The sequence below is a fragment of the Kribbella sp. NPDC000426 genome, from assembly GCF_040300265.1.
In the GTDB taxonomy this organism is placed as follows: Bacteria; Actinomycetota; Actinomycetes; order Propionibacteriales; family Kribbellaceae; genus Kribbella.
Genome location: NZ_JBEPDK010000002.1, coordinates 1219626 through 1238396, shown reverse-complemented (window position 1 = coordinate 1238396; position 18771 = coordinate 1219626). Strand labels below are relative to the sequence as shown.

Annotated in this window: 17 protein-coding genes and 1 pseudogene; 13 read left to right on the top strand and 5 right to left on the bottom strand. The window is 67.3% G+C overall.

All coding sequences use genetic code 11. The features are described from left to right. Positions 1-10: 10 nt before the first annotated feature. The gene (locus tag ABT313_RS13590; RefSeq protein WP_350851961.1) at positions 11-1051 is read right to left on the bottom strand and encodes a LacI family DNA-binding transcriptional regulator; all 1041 of its coding nucleotides are present in this window, start codon (positions 1049-1051) and stop codon (positions 11-13) included. Between the two features lie 163 nt (positions 1052-1214). Between ABT313_RS13590 and ABT313_RS13585 the strand changes: the two genes are divergently transcribed. The 4 genes from ABT313_RS13585 (at position 1215) to ABT313_RS13570 (ending at position 5504) form a co-directional block, all read left to right on the top strand. After that, on the top strand, positions 1215-2600 hold the full coding sequence (locus ABT313_RS13585) for an ABC transporter substrate-binding protein (RefSeq protein ID WP_350851959.1): 1386 nt from the start codon (positions 1215-1217) through the stop codon (positions 2598-2600). 138 nt (positions 2601-2738) lie between these two features. Next, complete coding sequence (locus tag ABT313_RS13580; RefSeq protein WP_350851958.1) at positions 2739-3575, top strand: carbohydrate ABC transporter permease; 837 nt, start codon at positions 2739-2741, stop codon at positions 3573-3575. Further along, positions 3572-4396, top strand: a complete 825-nt coding sequence (locus ABT313_RS13575) for a carbohydrate ABC transporter permease (RefSeq protein WP_350851956.1) — start codon at positions 3572-3574, stop codon at positions 4394-4396. The genes ABT313_RS13580 and ABT313_RS13575 overlap by 4 nt, the downstream gene beginning before the upstream one ends. Positions 4397-4445: 49 nt before the next feature. Continuing rightward, entirely contained in the window at positions 4446-5504 is a 1059-nt protein-coding gene (locus ABT313_RS13570; protein WP_350851954.1) for a LacI family DNA-binding transcriptional regulator, read from the top strand. A 31-nt stretch (positions 5505-5535) separates the two neighbouring features. On the opposite strand, the gene ABT313_RS13565 is transcribed toward ABT313_RS13570, so the two are convergent. Beyond that, positions 5536-6330 carry an endonuclease/exonuclease/phosphatase family protein gene (locus tag ABT313_RS13565; protein ID WP_350851952.1) on the bottom strand — a complete coding sequence of 265 codons (795 nt, stop codon included), beginning with the start codon at positions 6328-6330 and terminating at the stop codon, positions 5536-5538. An 85-nt stretch (positions 6331-6415) separates the two neighbouring features. Here ABT313_RS13565 and ABT313_RS13560 point away from each other — a divergent pair, with 85 nt between their 5' ends. Further along, positions 6416-9223 carry a helix-turn-helix transcriptional regulator gene (locus ABT313_RS13560; protein WP_350851950.1) on the top strand — a complete coding sequence of 936 codons (2808 nt, stop codon included), beginning with the start codon at positions 6416-6418 and terminating at the stop codon, positions 9221-9223. A 279-nt stretch (positions 9224-9502) separates the two neighbouring features. Here the strand turns inward: ABT313_RS13560 and ABT313_RS13555 are convergent. Then, positions 9503-9811, bottom strand: a pseudogene (locus ABT313_RS13555) (polysaccharide deacetylase family protein); the annotation flags it as partial. A 334-nt stretch (positions 9812-10145) separates the two neighbouring features. Here ABT313_RS13555 and ABT313_RS13550 point away from each other — a divergent pair. The 5 genes from ABT313_RS13550 to ABT313_RS13530 all read left to right on the top strand — a co-directional run bounded on the left by ABT313_RS13550 (position 10146) and on the right by ABT313_RS13530 (position 15068). Then, entirely contained in the window at positions 10146-11036 is an 891-nt protein-coding gene (locus ABT313_RS13550; protein ID WP_350851948.1) for an SLAC1 family transporter, read from the top strand. 156 nt (positions 11037-11192) lie between these two features. Beyond that, entirely contained in the window at positions 11193-12689 is a 1497-nt protein-coding gene (locus tag ABT313_RS13545) for an MFS transporter (RefSeq protein ID WP_350851947.1), read from the top strand. Continuing rightward, a complete protein-coding gene (locus ABT313_RS13540) occupies positions 12686-13213 on the top strand; it encodes an ester cyclase (protein WP_350851945.1) in 528 nt (175 codons plus the stop codon). The genes ABT313_RS13545 and ABT313_RS13540 overlap by 4 nt, the downstream gene beginning before the upstream one ends. After that, the gene (locus ABT313_RS13535) at positions 13210-14037 is read left to right on the top strand and encodes an MIP/aquaporin family protein (protein WP_350851943.1); all 828 of its coding nucleotides are present in this window, start codon (positions 13210-13212) and stop codon (positions 14035-14037) included. The genes ABT313_RS13540 and ABT313_RS13535 overlap by 4 nt, the downstream gene beginning before the upstream one ends. Continuing rightward, positions 14034-15068, top strand: coding sequence for a zinc-dependent alcohol dehydrogenase family protein (locus tag ABT313_RS13530; protein WP_350851941.1), 1035 nt, complete (start codon positions 14034-14036; stop codon positions 15066-15068). Before ABT313_RS13535 ends, ABT313_RS13530 begins: the two co-directional genes overlap by 4 nt. 452 nt (positions 15069-15520) lie before the next feature. Here ABT313_RS13530 and ABT313_RS13525 read toward each other — a convergent pair whose 3' ends face one another. Next, positions 15521-16153, bottom strand: a complete 633-nt coding sequence (locus ABT313_RS13525) for a hypothetical protein (RefSeq protein WP_350851939.1) — start codon at positions 16151-16153, stop codon at positions 15521-15523. A 3-nt stretch (positions 16154-16156) separates the two neighbouring features. Then, entirely contained in the window at positions 16157-16285 is a 129-nt protein-coding gene (locus ABT313_RS13520; RefSeq protein ID WP_350851937.1) for a hypothetical protein, read from the bottom strand. A gap of 502 nt (positions 16286-16787) precedes the next feature. Here ABT313_RS13520 and ABT313_RS13515 point away from each other — a divergent pair. The 3 genes from ABT313_RS13515 to ABT313_RS13505 all read left to right on the top strand — a co-directional run bounded on the left by ABT313_RS13515 (position 16788) and on the right by ABT313_RS13505 (position 18750). After that, on the top strand, positions 16788-16970 hold the full coding sequence (locus ABT313_RS13515; protein WP_350851935.1) for a hypothetical protein: 183 nt from the start codon (positions 16788-16790) through the stop codon (positions 16968-16970). A 117-nt stretch (positions 16971-17087) separates the two neighbouring features. Beyond that, positions 17088-17267: a hypothetical protein gene (locus ABT313_RS13510; protein WP_350851934.1), complete on the top strand. Its 180-nt coding sequence runs from the start codon at positions 17088-17090 to the stop codon at positions 17265-17267. 178 nt (positions 17268-17445) lie between these two features. Beyond that, positions 17446-18750, top strand: a complete 1305-nt coding sequence (locus tag ABT313_RS13505) for a M50 family metallopeptidase (RefSeq protein WP_350851932.1) — start codon at positions 17446-17448, stop codon at positions 18748-18750. The last annotated feature ends 21 nt before the right edge of the window (positions 18751-18771 follow it).

The following is an 18771-nucleotide window of genomic DNA, read 5'->3' as shown; positions in this document are numbered from 1 at the left end:
GAGACACGAGTCAGGCGCTCGGAGGTGCTACCGAGTCGCGCAGGCGGGGAAGCATCGGGACGCGGACGACCGTGCCGGGGCTTGATTCCTCGCTGGCGAGTAGGAGGTCGACCGCCGTTCGGCCAAGGTCGTAGTGGGGGAGTGCGATCGTGGTGAGCTTCGGTCGGATCCAGGAAGCGATCGGGTGGTCGTCGAACGAGATGACCGAGACCTCCGTGGGCACGCTCAGGCCGGCGTCCTCGATGGCCTGGTAGACGCCGAGGGCAAGGCGGTCGTTGAAGCAGACCAGCGCTTTCGGCCGGGTCCTGCGGAGCAGCGCCCTGGTCGCGCGGTGGCCGTCGGGAGGTAGCCACTCGCGGCAGAGCTTGCCGCTGGAGATCTCGACGCCGGCCGCGTCGAAGACTTCGCGCATACCCTGGAGCCGCTCGAAGGCTGCGACGCCGCCTGGTGGGATGTCCGCGACGCCGGGCCCGGCTCCGATCAGGTGGATCCCGTCACGGTGGCCTGCGTCGAGAAGGATCCGGGCGACAGTTCGGCCCGCCTCGACTTCGTCCGGGATTACCGAGGGTACAGCTGCCGGCGACTGCGGGAGCGCGTTGAGCAGCACGCTCCGGGTCGCGTCCATTCCGGGCGGTACGGCGACCCTCTGGGTGTACATGTACGCGAGGATGATGCCTTCCACCTGCCGATCGGCCATCGCTTGGAGGAGCTCGCGCTCGAGGTCGTGATCGCCTTCGGTCTCACCGATGAACAGCAGGAAGCCTTGCTCCCGGGCGGCTTCGAGGGCCCCCTTGATCATGTCGCCGGCCAGGCGGGACGTCGCGACGGTGTCGGAGACGAACCCGATCGTGCGCGTCGTCCCGGTGCGCAGATTCTGCGACACGGCGTTCGGCCGGTACCGGAGCTCCTCGGCGGTCCGCCGGATCCGCTGCTGCACCTCGGTCGAGATTCGCAGCTCGCTGCCCCGGCCGGACAACACCAGCGACACCGCCGTCCGGGACACTCCGGCGGCCTCGGCGACGTCGACCAGGGTTACTCGTCGAGAGGTCACGAGCGGCCTCCAGTGGTCCGGTGATCAGCGACCCCGAGACCTTGACACGGAAATCAAAGCCTGGTCAAGCTATCCGTGCTAACTCGTTTTAGCAGCAATCTCACCGGAGCTCCGCCGCCGATTCCTGCCGGCCGCCCGGAGCCGGATCAAGGGAGACGACGAGATGACAGATCAGGTGCGCGGAGGCCGGCGCCGGGCGGGACTCGCCCGGCTGGCCGCGTCGGTGACAGCGGCGGTCACAGCGGCGACCGTCGCGGTCGCCGGCTGCTCGGCACCCGGCAGCGACAACGCCCAGGAGTCCGGCGCGACCGCCTCGGCCGCGTCCGCGCCGACCTGCGGATCCGATCCGGTGACCCTGAGCGGGTACTTCGAGACCGGCTTTCCGCTGGCGAAGGCACTCACCACGGAGTTCACCAAGCAGCACGCCAACGTCACCTGGAACATCCGCGAGGACCAGTTCGCGGTGATCACGCAGAACGCGCCGCGCGTGCTCGCCGACGACCCGCCGGACCTGATGCGCCTTCCGCAGGTGTCCGAGCTGGTGAAGGACGACCTGCTGAAGAATCTCGACGGCTACGCGTCGGGCTTCGGCTGGGACAAGTGGCCGGCATCGCAGCTCGAGCAGTTGCGCCTCGGGCCGGGCGGGCGTCCCCGGGGCGAGGGCTCGCTGTACGCGATGGGTGTGAACTTCTCGATGACCGGAGTGTTCTACAACAAGAAGCTGGCCGCGCAGCTGGGCATCACGGCGCCGCCGAAGACCCTCGCCGACCTGGACGCCATGCTGGCCAAGGCGAAGCAGGGCGGCGTGACGCCGATCGTCCAGTTCAACGGCGGCGCCACCGGCGGGCTGGCGTTCCCGTTGCAGGACCTGATGGCGTCGTACGGCGCCCCGGGCCCGATCAACGACTGGATCTTCCAGAAGCCGGACGCGACGATCGACACTCCGCAGAACCTGCAGGCGACCCAGCACCTCGAGCGCTGGATCAAGGCCGGGTACTTCGCCGCCGACGCGAACGCGACCGACTACGCGAAGATGATGAGCCGGTTCATCGCCGGCGACGCGCTGTTCATGTTCAACGGCGACTGGGAGTCCGGCAACCTCGACAAGCAGATGCCGGGCAGCGCCGGCTTCTTCCTGATGCCGCCGGCTCAGGCGGGTGGGAAGCAGGCCGCGATGTCCGCGCCGCTCACCTACGGGATCGCCGCGAAGGCCAAGCACGCGGACTGCGCGGCGTTCTTCCTGAACTGGGTGGCAACCGATCAGCGGGCGCGCCAGATCACCGTCGAGGTCGGCGGATCCCACCCGATGGGACCGGCGGACGCGTCGATGCCGCCGGTGAAGGCAGGGTCAGTGACGGCGGAAACGCTGGACGCGGGCGCGAAGATCGCTGCCGACAACAGCGCGATGGACTTCATCGCGAACGCGACCGGGGCGATCTACGCCAAGAGTTGGACGCCGCAGTTGCAGAAGCTCTTCGCGGGTCAGCAGAGCCCTGACGCTCTGCTGAAGTCCGTCCAGAGCGACTACGTGAGCCAGGTCGGAAGCTGATCGACGGTGAGCCAACCTACGCTTACGGCTTCCTCGGGATCCACCCGTGATCCCGGGGAAGCCGGTCCCCCGTCGCGGCGGAACGGCCCGGGACGGCGGGCGAAGTTGCGGCGCCCGGCCGTCATCGGATGGTTGTTCGTGGCACCGGCTTTGTCCGTCTACGCCTTCTTCGTCCTCCGCCCGCTGGTCCTGACCGTCCAGTACTCGCTGTACCGGTGGAACGGCATCGGACGGTCCACCTGGGTCGGGTTCGGCAACTACGTCCAGGTGTTCACCGACCGGGATCTGTTCCGGTCGATCGTCAACGCGTTCGAGCTGATCGTGTTCTTCAGCGTCGTTCCGGTCCTGCTGGGTCTGGTGATCGCGGCAACGATTCGGCGGATCGCCGCGAGCAGGCTGGCGCTGGTGGCGCGGACGGTGCTCTTCCTGCCCCAGGTGATTCCGTTGGTTGCCGCCGGCATCGCGTGGAGTTGGTTGCTGTCCTCAACGGGTGTGGTGAACCAGATCCTCCGCGCTGTCGGCCTGGGCGGTGTCACCCGCGCCTGGCTCGGTGACTTCTCGTACGCGCTGCCGGCCGTCGGCGCGATCGGCGCCTGGGTCCTGCTCGGGCTGTGCACTCTGTTGCTGCTCGCGGGAATGAGCAAGATCGACGTGTCGCTGTACGAGGCGGCGCGTCTGGACGGGGCCGGTCCGGTGCGGGAGTTCTTCGCCATCACGGTTCCGAGCCTGCGGCAGGAGCTGGGCGTCTGCATCACCGTGACGGTCATCGCCGCCCTGGCCAGCTTCGACATCGTCTACATCTCGACGCAGGGCGGGCCGGGTAACACCACGATGGTGCCCGGTCTGGAGATCTACTACCTGGCGTTCTCGCAGCGCGAGGTCGGTCTGGCGTCGGCGTTGGCCGTCGTACTGATGATCCTGGTGCTGATCTGTGTCGCACCGATCCAATGGCTCACGAGGGAGAACACCAAATGATCACCGGTCGGCGGGAGGCGTGGACCGGCCGGGTGCTGCTGATCGTTCTGATGGCGGGCACGGTCCTGCCGTTCGTGAGTCTGTTCGTCACCGCGCTGCATCCCTCCGGGACGTACCCCGCCGGACTGTCCTGGCCGTCGGAGCCGCACTGGGGCAACTTCGTCGCCGCCTTCAAGGCCGCGAGGATGGCGAAGTTGCTGGTGTCGAGCGTGCTGATCGTGCTCGGCGTCGTACCGGTGTCGATCCTGATCGCGACGATGGCCGGCTTCGCGATCGGCCACTTGCGGATCGTCGGCCATCGGCTGGTGCTGCTCGTCTTCGTCTTCGGTCTGACGCTCCCGTTCGAGGGCATCGTGACGCCGCTCTACCTGCAGGTGCGCGATCTGGGCCTGCTGAACACGCGATGGGCGATCATCCTGCCGTTGATCGGTCTGTTCATGCCGTTCTCGGTGTTCTGGATGCGTGCGCATTTCGTCAACATGCCGGACGAGCTGTCCGAGAGCGCCCGCGTCGACGGCGCCGGTACGTGGCAGCTGTTCTGGCGGATCCATGTACCGCTCGCAAAGCCGGCCCTTTCCTCGCTGGCGATCCTGTTGTTCCTGTGGACGTGGAACCAGTTCCTGCTGGCGATCGTGCTCGTCGACGATCCGGCGCGGCGCACGATGGCCGGTGCCCTCGGCGCCTTCCAGGGGCAGTGGGGAACCGACATCCCGCTGCTCTGCGCGGGATCGCTGCTGATCCTGGCGCCCACGTTGGCCGTGTTCCTGATCTTCCAGCGCCAGTTCGTCGCGGCCCTCCTGCAGGGCTCGTTGAAGGGGTGACCGGCTAGTTTCGTCGTACCAGAGCAGACGAGACCATGGGAGGTAACTGGTGAGCCCGCGCCGCGTCACGATGGCCGACGTCGCCAAAGCTGCTGGTGTCTCACGGACGACGGCCTCCCTGGTGATGTCCGGCCGGGCTCGCGAGCTGCGGATCTCCGAAGATGTCGAGCAGCGGGTGACGCGAGCGGCAGCCGAGCTGCAGTACCGGACGAACATGGTGTCGGTGAGCCTTCGTACGGGCAGCACGCGGACGATCGGGTTCATCTCCGACACCGTCGCCACCACACAGCTTGCGGGCGACCTGATCAAGGGGGCTCTGGAGGCGGCGCGGGAACGCGGGGTGATGTTGTTCATCGGTGAGACCGAAGGCGACGCGGAGCTCGAGCAGCTGCTGCTCCAGGCGATGCACGATCGCCACGTCGACGGGTTGATCCTCACCTCGATGTTCACCAGGGCCATCGCGGTGCCTCCGGACGCCGATGGCATTCCGGCCGTCCTGCTCAACGCGCTGCCTCGCGAGACGAGCCGGTTGCCGGCGGTCGTCCCGGACGAGATCCGGGCCGGTCGCAGTGTTGCCCGGGCCTTGCTGAAGGTCGGCCACCGCGATGGCATCTATCTGATCGGCGCCGGACCGGGTCTGCACGACGGTCCGCCGGAGAGCGTCGCCTCGGTCGAACGACAGATCGGTATCCGGGACGAGCTCGCCGCAGCGGGCGTCAGCGTGGCCGGCGCCCGAGCTTGCCCGGACTGGCAGCCGGAGTACGGCGTCGCCGCAACGCGGGATCTGCTCCGCACCGCCCGTCCGCGGGCGCTGATCTGTCTCAACGACCGGCTCGCGTTCGGCGCCTACCAGGTGCTCGAGGATGCCGGGCTGGCGGTTCCTACGGATGTCTCGGTCGTGTCGTTCGACGACCATCCGCTCGCGTCGTGGATGCGGCCGAAGCTGACAACCGTGGCGCTCCCGCATTACGCCCTCGGACGCAAGGCCGTCGATGTGCTCTTCGACGAGATCGGCCGAGCACCCGAGGCGCGCCGCGAGGGCATCATCCACCGGGTCCCGATGCCGCTACGCCGACGGAGTTCGGTGGCGGGTCCCGGTGTGGACTGACACAGCACCAGCCTGCTCCTCGCCGGTGCGGTCAGAGGTCGAGGAGCAGGGGACGGTGGTCGGAGACCTCCGGACTCGCCACGATCGTGAAGCTCTTCACGGCGCTGGGGTCGGAGATCAGCAGATAGCTGGCGTGGCGGGTGGGCTTCGGATAGGCGGATGTGCGGGTGTCGGCTGCGCCGACGAGGTCGGTCAAGCCGAGCTCGGCCAGCACTGCGAAGGTCTGGCTGGTCGGGAGGAGGTTCAGGTCACCGCAGACGACGGTGAGGTCGGCGCTCGAGCTGGCCCGTTCCACGAGCGCTGCGAGGCGCTCGGCCTGCCGCATCCGGGCCGGCGTGTCGTGCTTGCCGGCGGGGTCGCGGAGGCCGTGCAGCTGGATCACCGCAACGGACCGACCCTGAGATCGATCGACGATGCGGGTGGCTAGAGCAGCTCTCGGGCGGTCTTCGATCGCCCAGTCCTCATGGTCGACGAACTCGCCGTGGACGAATGCTGTCTGCAGGCCGGTGACCGGTGCGTGTTCGGTGACGAAGGTCGCGATGCCGAATTCCTGGCGGTGGCGGATACCTGATTGGTCGGTGACGGGACCCGCGTCACTGGCCAGCATGACGGCTTGGTCGTTGGGGCGCAGGGCCCGGATGTCCTGGAAGAGGTTCGCACGCTGTGGGAGGGATCGTTCCCCATCCTCGAACCTGGTCCAGCCGGATACGCCTGGTGTGCGGGTGACCTCCTGCAAACAGATGACGTCAGCGTCGGCAGCCGAGAGCCAAGGGCCGAGCTGGCCGAACATCGCACCGCCCCAGGCATTAAGAGAGACGATCCGCATGCCAGGCACCTTAGCGCGCCTCGAGGCACCACCCGAGGTCATCATGGTTGCGAGGCAGGTCCGCGGAAAGCGAGGTCGGTGAGACGTGGATGCGAAGGCTGCACCTCCAGGGCCCGGCCTTGTTGGCCGGGACCGCGAGGTTGCGCAGTTGCAAGAGATCGTGCACGGGCTCGGACCGGGGGGTTCTTGCCTGCTCATCGAGGGCGCGGCCGGTGTTGGTAAGACCGCACTCCTCGAAGCTGCGGCGCTCTGCGCCGAACAAGCTCACTGTGAGGTGCTGTTCACAGCTACCGCCGAGTTCGAGGCCGAGCTTCCTTATGCCGCGCTCCACATGGTGGTCCAGACCCTGTTGCCGAGAGGGAACGCCGCCCCGTCCTCCGCCGCCCTCGAGCCACTTCTCGTAGCTCTCGGCATCGAGCGGGGCGACATCCCGACTGCTGTGGGGGTGGGATCTGCCCTGCTCACGCTGCTGGATCATGCAAGCCGTGACAGAGCCCTGGTGATCCTGCTGGATGACGTTCATTGGATCGACAGGTCCAGCGCCACAGTCCTGAGCTTCGTGGCGCGTCGATTGTCCAGCATCGCGATAGGGCTGATCGTGGCCACTCGTGAGGCTGGCTCGTACTTCGATGTGCCTGGCTTGCCGAGACTCGTACTGGAACCGCTTGACGAGCAAGCGGCGGCGGCGCTCCTTGAGCGCCATGATCCGACGATGCCGGTGACCGACCGGATGGAGATTCTCAACGAGGCCCAAGGCAATCCGCTGGCACTCCTGGAGCTTCCATCGGCGCTCCGCGCTGCGCGGGAGCGTGGTTCGGGCGCTCCTGGGCTACCGGTCACCCGACGCCTCCAGCGCATGTACGACGCTCGTATCGAGGACCTTTCGCCGCGGGCGGCGCATCTTCTGCTACTCGCGGCCCTTGAGGGCTCCGGCAACCTCGCCGTTCTCCCCGATCAAGACCAGCTGTCAGCTGCCTTGGGTGAGGTCGAGGAGTCGGGCCTTGCCTACCTGGACCACAGGCTGCGGCTCATCTTCCGCCATCCACTGGTGCGGTCGGTGGTCGTTCAGCGTTGCTCGGCGCCAACGCTGCGTCGGGCGCACGCGGAACTCGCCGAGGCTCTGTCCGATGACCCAGATCGCGAGGCCTGGCACCTGTCGCAAGCCGCGACGTCACCGGACCGAGAAGTCTCCGCGCGGTTGGAGACCGCCGCGCGCAGCGCACTGGACCGCGGTGACGGCGTCAGCGCGGTACGGACTCTCCTGCGCGCCGCCGATCTGAGCCCTGACCGCGAAGTACGAGCACGTCGACTCTCAGAGGCAGCGTTCATCGGCGCCGATGTCACCGGCGACCTGTCCCGTGTCTCGGCTCTGCTGGACGAGGCTCGACAACACGACCCCATGCAACAAATGTCCCTTCAGGCCGCCTCCGCAGCGGCGTACGCGCTGCTCAACGGCGATGGCGACGTGGAGACTGCGTTCCGAATGCTCAAACAGGCCGTCGAGCCGAACATGGGCAGCGCGGTCGACCGGGATGCGCTCGACGAGGCGCTCCTGATCATGCTCGCCGTATGCCTCTGGGCGATGAACCCGGCCCACTACGCGACGTTCACCCAGTTCCTCGAGAACCTCGGAGACGACGTCAGAGACGACTTGCGCCTCGAGGCAGCCCTGATCGCGGATCCCGTCCGGACCGCCCTGCCGGTCCTTCCTCAACTCGACGCAGCCATCGCGAGGCTCACCCAGGAGACGAACCTCGTCCAGATCGAGCGCATGGCACGCGCTGGGGCCTACGTGGATCGCATCGCACCCTGTCGAGACGCTCTCTGGCGGGTCGTTCAGAGCGGCCGCTCCGGAGGTGCCCTGACCACCGGCGTCAATGCGCTTGCGCATCTAGGGGCCGAGGCCCTGCGAACGGGCCACTGGGACGAGGCACTGGAGCTGGCCGACGAAGGCCTGACGATGTGCGCTCAGCGCGGCTACTGGTTGCCGGCCTGGCAGTTCCGTCGAATCAAGGGACTCGTCGCCGCAGCGCGAGGCCAGTACCAGGAGAGCGAACAGCTGGCAGACCTCTGCGAACGCTGGGCAGCGCCCCGGGGCATCCGCGGGGTGCGCATCTTCGGAGCGCACATTCGTGCGTGGCAGTCCTTGAGCTCGGCGGACTGGGAAACGGCTTCGACCCAGCTGGAAACCATCGGCGCCTTGGGAGAACTACCCGAATTGGTGGCCTACGTACTGCGAGTTCCCCTCGACGTGGTCGAGGCCGCCGTGCGGGCCGGCCGGCTGCCCGAGGCACGCCTGCATCTTCAGGCGCTGCGTGAAGCACAGGTTGCGTCGATTTCACCGAGGCATCTGTTCCTGCTCAGGTGCTGTGAGCTCTGGGTTGCGTCGGACGACGAGCTCCCCTCCGCCTACGACCTACTGGCCGACTCAGACGGTGACAAATGGCCCTTCGCGCTGGCCCGCACCCTGCTGGGCCACGGTGAGCGCCTCCGAAGAGCCCGGGACACCGCGGCCTCCAGACCCCACCTGGAGAGGTCGCTGGAGATCTTTCGCGGCCTGGAGGCACGTCCGTGGGCCGCGCGAGCATCCTCCGAGCTCCGAGCAGCGGGACGTGCCACTGGCCCTTCTTCAACCATGTATCTCCATCCGAGCATCAGCTTGACAGCTCAAGAACTGCAGATCGCAACACTGGCGGCAACCGGCCTGACGAACAAGCAGATCGCAGCACAACTGAACCTCTCGCACCGCACCATCGGAGCACACCTGCGCAGCGTCTTCGCAAAGATGGGAATATCCTCGCGGGCCGCGTTGGGACAGGCCCTCGCCAACAGTTTCCCTGAGCGCTTGGGAACAAGTGGTGGCGTCAGAGGGACCGACCCGGGAGGCCACTGACCGGCGCGGGGTCGCGGTCGACCCAGGTCGCGGTGTCCGGGTGCTCGAGGACCCACTGTGCGATCTCCGACTTTCGTGCCCACCACACGTCGGTGTGTTCACGCAGCCGAGTGAAGAGCCGGTCCAGGACGCGTACTCGGGAGGCGTGGCCGGAGAGGCGAACGGTTGTCCGTTGATCAACTGCAGGAACGGTTCGTCGGCGGACAAGTCGTCGATGTGGTAGGTGAAACCGAGCTCCTGGAGGATCTCGAGCGTGTTGACGCTCGCGCGTATCCAGTAGTTGTTGTAACCCACCGGGCGGGTACCGGTGACCTCCTCGATCGCGGAGACGCTGTCGCGGATCCAGGCGGACTCCTCGTCCCTGGGGAGGTGGTACTGGCGGCTCCAGCTGCGGCCGTGTGCTCCGGCCTCGTGACCGCGTCGAACGATCTCGGCAGCGACCTCGGGATGGCGCCTGACCGCGTCCCCGACCATGAACGACGTCATCGGGATCTGGTGCGCGTCGAGCAGATCGAGGATCCGAGGGATTCCTTCTCGGATCCCGTACTCGTAGAAGCTGTTCTGACCGAGGTCCGGGAAGCCGGCCATGACGGGCTCGCTGATCGGTCCGCTGGCCCCGCTGAGGGGCTGGCCGCCGGCCTCGAGCTGCATGGACACCGTGATGGCCAGTCGTGCGCCGTGGGGCCAAAGTCCCGCCGATATCTCTGTCATGGTGTGCGCCTCCCGGTCATCGACTGTCGACGCATCCACAGTGGCCCGCTGCCGCTCCTCGGGGCATCGGTCATCTGACCGTCACCGGCGTACCGGATCAGCCATCCCACAAAGACGCTAGGTCACTTGACGGATGCCTGCCGATGGTCCCTCGGCAAGAGTTGCTCACCACACCGCCGATTGCCAACTGCTACGAGGGAGGTGGGGTGACATGGTCGACGCGGAGGCTAGGCCCGTACCTGCCCCAGTTGTACTGCGTGGCGACCCGGCCGCGCGCCGGGTGACGCCCAGTGTGTTCGCGATCAGCTTCGGGGTGGCCGGGCTGTCGCTGTGCTGGTCCTCGGCCGGCGCAGTTGGCGGCTGGGCCCTCAGGGTGAGCGATGCACTGTGGTGCCTGACCGCCGTGGTGTGGCTGCTGGTATTCAGCCTCTACGCCCGCGCCGTGACTCGCGGCAAGCGATGGCGCACCGAACTTCTCGATCCCGTCTTCGCGCCCTTCGTGCCCCTCGGCGCGATCGTTCCGATGCTGCTGGGCACCGCCCTCGCGGCCCACGCCCACGTCATGGGGCTCGCCCTCTTCGGGGCTGGCTGCCTGTGCACGGTGCTTCTCGGTGGATGGCTCACCGGTCAATGGGTCATCACCGACGCCAACCTTCAGCAATGGCACCCCGGCTACTTCCTGCCCACAGTCGCAGGAGGCCTGGTCGCTTCCTCGTGCAGCTCGAGTCTGGGACTACGAACGCTGGCGTGGGCGGCGTTCGGCTACGGCCTGATCTGCTGGCTGCTGCTCGGCAGCATCCTGCTGCTACGTCTGTTCACGCAACCATCCCTGCCGGTGCCCCTGGCGCCAACGCTTGCCATTGAAGTCGCTCCACCCGCGGTAGCCGGCATCGCGTGGTTCGGGCTCAACGGTGGCCGTACCGACCCCGTCGCGCTCGGGCTGGCGGGCTACGCCGCCCTGAACTGGCTGGCCGTCGCGGAGCCGCCGTACCAACGCCTCTGGTCACTGCTGCTCCTCGCCGTCGTCTCCACCGCCATCTGCCTGCTCGGGGTCCGCACGATCCGCGCCCTGCGCGCCGGCACTTTCCTCCCGCGCCCCTGATATCCCCGGTCCCGTGAACCACCAGGAGAGCACAAAATGACCGCAGAACCCGACGCCCCGACGCCCTCATCCACCCCCCTGGCCACCTCACGGGTGGCGCTCTCGCCAGTCGGAGAAGTAGCTCCACGCGGGCGCCGAACTCTCGCCCTGGTAGCCATGCTCTTCGCCGTGGCGATGACCTTCATCGACCAGACGATCGTGGCGATCGCGTCTCCGACCATCCAAGAAGAGCTGGCATTGACGCGCACCGGGACATCCTGGGTCGTCAACGCCTACCTGCTGGCCCTGGCGGCCACCTTCGCGCTCGGCGGTCGGCTTGCCGACGTCGTCGGCGCCCGGCGGCTGGTGGTGATCGGCATCGTCGGGTTCGCCGTGACTTCAGCCCTGTGCGGAGCTACACCCGCCGGCGCCGCCCAGCTTTGGATCACCCTCTTCCGCGCGCTGCAGGGAGTCTCGGGAGCCATCATGATCCCAGCGGCTCTGTCCATCGTCGTCTCATCCTTCCCAGTTCACGAGCGCGGCCGCGCGATGGCGCTGTTCTTCACCGTGAGCGGCGCGATGACCGCGATCGGTCCCATCGCCGGCGGATGGCTGACCCAGTGGACGTGGCGCTCCATCTTCTGGATCAATGTGCCGATCGCGATCGTGGCCCTGCTGCTGACCTTCGCCGCGCGACTCCCACTCATCCGCCGTCCTGCCCGGATCGACCTACCAGGTGCCGCCTTAGTGGCCGGCGGCATGGGGTTCCTGGTGCTCGGGTTCCAACAAGCCGGGATCTGGGGGTGGGGCGACCCCTGGACGCTCGCGTGCATCCTGCTCGGGCTCGCCCTGCTTGCGACCTTCGTCCGACTGCAGGTCCGCAAGCCGAACCCGCTGATCAACGTGCTGATCTTCCGCGACCGGGCGTTCCGGATCGACAACGGGGTGTTGTTCTTGTCGATGATCGCCTTCGTCCCGGTGTTCTTCTTCGCCAGCATCTACGCCCAGATCTCTCTCGGCTACGACGCGAACAAGTCGGGTCTCTACTTGCTGCTGATCTTCGCTGGATTCGCCCCTGCGGCCCAGCTTGGCGGTCGCATGCTGGACAGGGTCAACGCCAAGCGACCCATGGTGCTCGGGTGCGTCGTCGCCTGCGTCGGTTTCGCGCTGTGGGCCTCGAAGGTGCACGACTACTCGCTCTCGGTGCAGTGGCCGTTCATCGTGATGTCGGGTGCCGGCATCGGCCTGTTGCTGGGACCCGCGAGCACCGACGCGGTGAACCGGGCGATCGACTTCTCCTACGGCGAGGTCACCGGGATCACCCAGACCGTGCGCAACTTCGGCTCTACCGTGGGGATGGCCGTCCTCACTACCGTCCTCACCTCGGAGCTCGCCGACAGCCTCACCCGCTCGCTCGTGAACCTCGGGTTGCCACCGGCAACCGCTCGCGCCGCGGCGATCCAGGCCGCGCACGACGGCCACCAGCATCACTCGACAGCGCCGCCCGCGCTTCAGAGCCAGCTCCACACGATCGTGGCGCACGACTTCGCTACGGCCACGTCGTGGGTGCTCTACGGCATGGCGATCGCACTGGGGCTCAGCTTCCTGGTCGCCCTGCGGCACCCAGGCACCCGCGTCGAAGACGACGCCAAGACACCGGAGGCCACGCCATGACCCGCACGATTCCCGACTGCGATCTCATCGACGACAGCCCGAACCTCGTCAGGCCGATTTCGATCACCGTCGACGGAAGCCACGGCGAGGCGACCGCACGCCGACTTGTCCGAGCTGCTCAGTTGCTCTACACGTTCTGGCACACCGGAGAGGAGTCCCACCTCGAACGAGCTGTCGACGAGACCTTCCGGGACAACACCCTCCCACCGGGGCGACCCCAAGGGCTGGCGGGACCCCGATCAGCATCCACCGCCTTCCGGGGCGCGGTCCCGGACCTCACCTGCACCATCGACGACCTGCTTGTCGCCGGCAACAAGATCGCCGTACGGCTGCGCTTTCGTGGCCACTTCACCGGCGCCATGGACGGCATCGCGGGCACCGGGCAAGAAGTGGACTTCATCGCGTTCGACATCCAGCACGTCGGCGCAGGCGAGCGCGCCGGAAAGATCGTGGAGGACTGGCACCTCGAGGACAACCTGACCTTCCTCACCCAGGTCGGCCTGGTCCGCCGCGTCCAGTCATGACCGGGGAGCCCGCCAACGGATGGCACTGGCGTGAGTGGGGCGCAGAGCTCGCCGGAACCGGCGTCTTGATGTTCGCGGTGGTCACAGCGAAGGACTGGGCGGTGCAAGCCGGTCAACCGTTCGCAGACCTGCACTGGCGAATCGCCATCGTCGCCGTAGTCGCTGGGCTCGCGGTGGTTGCCGTGGCGCTCAGTCCCCTGGGCCGCCGCTCGGGTGCCCACCTGAATCCTGCCGTCACCTTGGGGCTCTGGTGGCAACATGCGGTGGGACGCGCCGACCTGAGCGGGTACGTCGTAGCGCAGACGGTCGGAGGTGTGCTCGGTATCGCGGCTGGTCGTGCGTGGGGTGAAGACATCTCGGCGCCCCCCGTTCGGTGGGCGCTGATCAGTCCTTCCCCGACGCTACCGCTCATGCTGGGCGTGGCGATCGAGGCGGTCGCCACCTTCGTACAACTCGCGTTGGTCTTCTGGCTGTTGCTGGACAAGCGCACAGCTCCCTGGACCGCTCCGGCCGCAGGCGCAATGCTCACGGTCAGCATCGTGGCGCTCGCCACCACGACCGGCGCAGCCTTCAACCCGGTCCGCGGCTTGGCTCCCGACCTGCTCGCATCGGCGTACCCCGGCATCTGGATCTATCTCGTCGGACCACTCATCGGAGGGTCGATGGCGGGGCTGCTCGTCCGAACGGTCGCGACGCCGGAGCGCCCCGTGACCGCCAAACTTCGCCACGACCCCGAGGTGCCTTGCTACCTCGCATGCCGACTACCGCACCGGCCCACAGGCGCACACCCGACGACATCACCTGCCCGAGAGGAAGTCTCATGACACGCACGATGAAGGCTCTGGTGCTCGAACACTTCGGCGACGACCTCGTGCTCCGGGATCTCGAGCGCCCCCAACCGCAGCAGGGCCACGTACTCGTGCGCGTCGCCGCCAGCGGGGTGAACCCGCTCGACACCAAGATCCGCTCCGGGGACGCCGCACACGCGGGCGTAGAGCCACCGGCCGTCCTCGGAATTGACCTCGCGGGAACCGTAGTCGAGCTCGGCCCAGGAACCCAGGGCCACTTCGCGATCGGCGACGAGGTCTACGGGATGACCGGCGGCGTCGGACGCCATCAAGGATCCCTGGCCGAGTACGTCGCCGCAGACGCCGACCTCCTCGCCCTCAAACCGTCACGCCTGTCGATGCGGGAGGCGGCCGCCCTTCCGCTGGCCGCCATCACGGCCTGGGAGGCCCTGGTCGACCACGGCCGGGTGGGGCCGGGGATGCTCGTCCTTGTCCAGGGCGGTGCGGGTGGCGTCGGTCATGTCGCGGTCCAGTTGGCCCTCGCACGCGGTGCAGTCGTGTACGCCACCGAGGTCGGCGCCGGCCTCGAGCGGGTCGGCGCACTCGGCGCAGAAGCCATCGACGGCCGCCGACCGATCCAGCAGTACGTCGCCGCCAACACCGGCGGGTCCGGGTTCGACCTGGTCCTCGACACCCGCGGCGGCGCTACCCTCGACGCCTCCTTCGAGGCGGTCAAGGAGCACACCGGTCACGTGGTGAGCATCCTGGGATGGGGCCGCCACTCGCTCGCCCCGCTCAGCATGCGCGGGGCCACCTACAGCGGTGTCTTCACCCTGCTACCCCTGCTCACCGGCCGAGGCCGCGCTCACCACGGCGAGATCCTGCGTGCCATCAGTGAACTGGTCGACGCCGGAGCGATCACTCCCGTACTGTCGCGACAGACCTACGACTGGCGGACGGCCTCCGCGGCCCATCAGGCGGTAGCCCAAGGACACACAGACGGCAAGGTCGTGGTGAACCTGGACGAGCACTCAGAAGCATTCGATCAAGAGAGACCCCATGGATGACGAGCGCAAGAGATCCTGCGACAGGTCCGCGAGCCGGGCGAGATCACCGAGCGGTACCACGACTCGTTGGTCGCGCCAAGCAAGCAGTTGGTGTGGTTCGAGAGCTCGGCCCACACACCGCAGCACGACGAGCCAGAGAAATTCCGGGACCTCCTGGTGGATGTCAAGAACAGTCAACTCAGCGAGTGACAAGGTGAAATCTCCTCGCTCGACGCGAGGAGATTCACCCGGTCTGTCAGGTCTCAGGAACCGACGTGGAGTCTTCCGTTCGAGGGGTCGGCCAGTACCGTCGACACGCGGTGGCTCGAGGACCCGGCGCCGACTGCCTGGATCTGCACCAAACTCGCAAGTGCCAGGGTTGCCATCACGGCCAGGGCCCCGACGGCACGTCCCGTTGTGCGACCGAATTTACCGTTCGACATGAATCAACCCATCTGTGCGTACTACGTCGGTCAGGTGATCGGTGTGACGATGATTTGTGGGTCCAGGACGGCCGGGAATGCTGTCTCGGCGATGAGCTTGGCCGGCACGGTCAGGAGGATTTGACCGTTGGCGTAGCGCGCGGGCACTGGGGAGGCGTGGCCGTTCGCGTCGATCCAGGTGCCGTTGCTGTAGCTGACATTGACTGCGTTGACGCCCGCGCCGCGCAGTACCAGACCTGAATCGGTCACTTGGGTGAGGTCGAGGCCGGAGGTTACGACAGCGATCGTCAGGTCGCCGGATGTGCCTGGGGCGTGGTCCAGGGTCCAGCTCTGCTCAGCCCCGGCGGCGCCCTTCTGTACCGTCTCGCTGAACTGGCCCCGGGACGTCGTGACCACCGGCCCCGCCACTGCGCTGCTGCCGGCCGTCACGTCCAGAACGCTGCTGCCGCGCCGCGCGCCGATGGTTTCCAGAAATGCCGAGGAGTCCCCGGTGCCGATTTGGATTCGCCCGCCGGTTATCTCCACCTGCGAGTAACCGTCCAGGCCAGCTGTGAGGCTCCGCGCGGGAGTGGCGACGGCCGTGCCCGCCACGATGCCGGCTCCGGCAATCGCAACGGCGGCGACCAGGCTTTGCCGCCTCAGGTATCTCCTGATGTTCGACATGGCTCAGCTCACCGCCTCGTCTGGATCAGCGGCTTCGCCGCCAGACATCGTGTTGAGGCTGTCCCGCTCCAGCTTGGGTTTGGTGGACTCGTCGCCGGAGTCGCCGGAGTCACCGGATGTAGGACCAGGCATGACGATGTTCCTTTCGCTTGCGGATCGTTTCGGCTTTGCTTGTGGCCACCGGTTGAGCTCAGCAGTGAGGTACTTCGTCCCGGGTGCACTGCCCCACGAGATCGGAGGTGGAGGTGGCAGCCGCGACCCGAAGGCCGGCACTGGAGCCTTCCGGGCTCGACGCCGCTTGGGCAGCCTGCATGCCAAGAAGACCCACGACGCCGAGACTCCCGGCGGCAGAGGTCAGGACTGTGAGCAGCCGGACCGTTGTCTTCACATTCACTTCTGCTCCAGATGTGTGATCGGTGCGATGACGGTTCGGGACCGTCACGGACTGATATGTCGTGGGGTTACACCTCGAGGCCGGCAACTCCTGGACGTCCCGCACCTGTAACCCGGGCACGTATCCATGGGGGACTGTCCCGGCCAACGGAGTTCACCCGGGGACGGGGAGAGCACGCAGATTCCGGTGCCTTAGGCAACAACTAGTCTTCAGGAGTCAACGAGTGAGGAAGCTGTGACGATGATTTCAGGTACCTCGGAGCCGGCGTTCCGACCGGCTCGGAGAGTCAGGCGGCGGACGGTGTTCGCGGCGCTCGCGACCGCGGCGGTGATGACCGCGGCGTCACTGCAGACGGCACCGGCCGCACGGGCCGACGTACCGGTCGGCCCGATCCTGGGAGTGGCGGAGCAGGTGATCCCGTAGGGCAGGCAGGTCTACCTGGCCGCCGTCGACACCGACGACATCGGCCACTTCGTCATCAAGCCTGGCGACACGGGCCAGGCCAGCGACTACACCGCCTGGGCCCAACTGCCCAGCACCATGCACCACATCGTCATCGACGGCGAAGCAGGCATCAACGGCAACATCCAGATGATCGGCGTCAACACCGCAGGTGATCTCTTCCGCACCAGCACCGACGGCCTGGCGACCGGCAGCACTCCGAATCCGGCCAGCGCCTGGACCCGCCACGACGGCGAAGTCGCGCCCCACGCCAGCTGATCGACCGGGGCCCGAGTTGCACCGTCGGTTCGCAGCAGTGGAACGAAGTGGAACACCGGAGTCTGTGACCAGGCCTGCGTTGGTGGGGTGGGCGTACCTCCTCGCCTGCACGGTCCTTGCTCGACTTGCTGAAGAGGGACTGGTTCTTGGAGTGGCGGCGGAGGGAGAACTCGGAAGTATGACTGTGCTGCTAGGCGTCGTGGGCATCGTGCTGTTCGTGCTCGGGATCCTGATCTCGGTGGCGTTGCACGAGCTGGGTCACATGGTGTCCGCGAAGGCCTTCGGGATGAAGGTGACGCAGTTCTTCGTCGGCTTCGGGCGGACGATCTGGTCCACTCGACGCGGCGAGACGGAGTACGGCATCAAGGCGATCCCCGTGGGTGGGTTCGTCCGGCTCGTCGGTGTCTTCCCGCCTGCGAAGGGGGAGGACCGGACCAGGCTCCGCACGGCGAGCACCGGCCCGATCCGGTCGACGGTCGAGCTGGCGCGTCGCGCGGAGTACGAGACGGTCGTGCCGGAGGACGACGGCCGGCTGTACTACCAGAAGGGGTGGTGGAAGAAGCTGATCGTGAGGGCGGCCGGCCCGCTGGTCAACGTGGTGATTGCGACGCTCCTGTTCGGCGGGCTGTTCATGCTGTACGGCGCCGACGTCGCTCAGACGACTGTGGGGACCGTGACGGACTGCGTCGTACCGGCACCGCAGGCGACCGCCGGCCGGAAATGCACCGACGCCGATGAGGTGTCGCCGGCGAAGCGGGCCGGCTTCCAGGTGGGTGACAAGATCCTGTCCTTCAATGGCGCCGGGATCTCGAGCTGGGACCAGCTCACGGCGCTGATCGCGGTCAATGCCGACGGGCCGGCCACGATTGTTGTTCAGCGCAACGGTACCGAGAAGACCTTGACTACGAACACGATCGTCGACCAGGTCGGCGACGGCTCCGGGAAGTTCGGCTCGGTCGGCTTCCTGGGGGTCTCGCCGCAGATGAAGCTGCAGCGCCAGGGCCCGGGGTACGTCGTCGACAAGTTGGGCGAGCTCACCCTCGCGACCGTGAAGGCGATCGGCGACTTCCCGCAGCAGCTGGTCGGGGTGGCGAAGGCGATCGCCGGCGGCGACCGCCACGAGGACAGCCCGATGAGCGTCGTCGGCGCCGGCCGGGTGGCCGGCGAGATCGCCTCCGACCAGTCGCTGACCGGCGGCGAGCGGATCGCGTTCCTGGTCTCGCTGCTCGCCTCGCTGAACCTCTTCCTCGCTCTGTTCAACTTCGTCCCGCTGCTGCCACTGGACGGTGGGCATATGGCCGGAGCGATCTGGGAGGGTGTCCGGCGCGGTCTGGCCAAGCTCTTCCACCGGCCCGACCCGGGGTACGTCGACATCGCCAAGCTGCTGCCGGTCGCCTACATCGCGGCCGGCGCGATCGTGGTGATGGGCGTCCTGCTCGTCGTCGCAGACCTCGTCAACCCGATCCGGATCACCACCGGTTAGCCGAATCAGCGTGACTGGGTG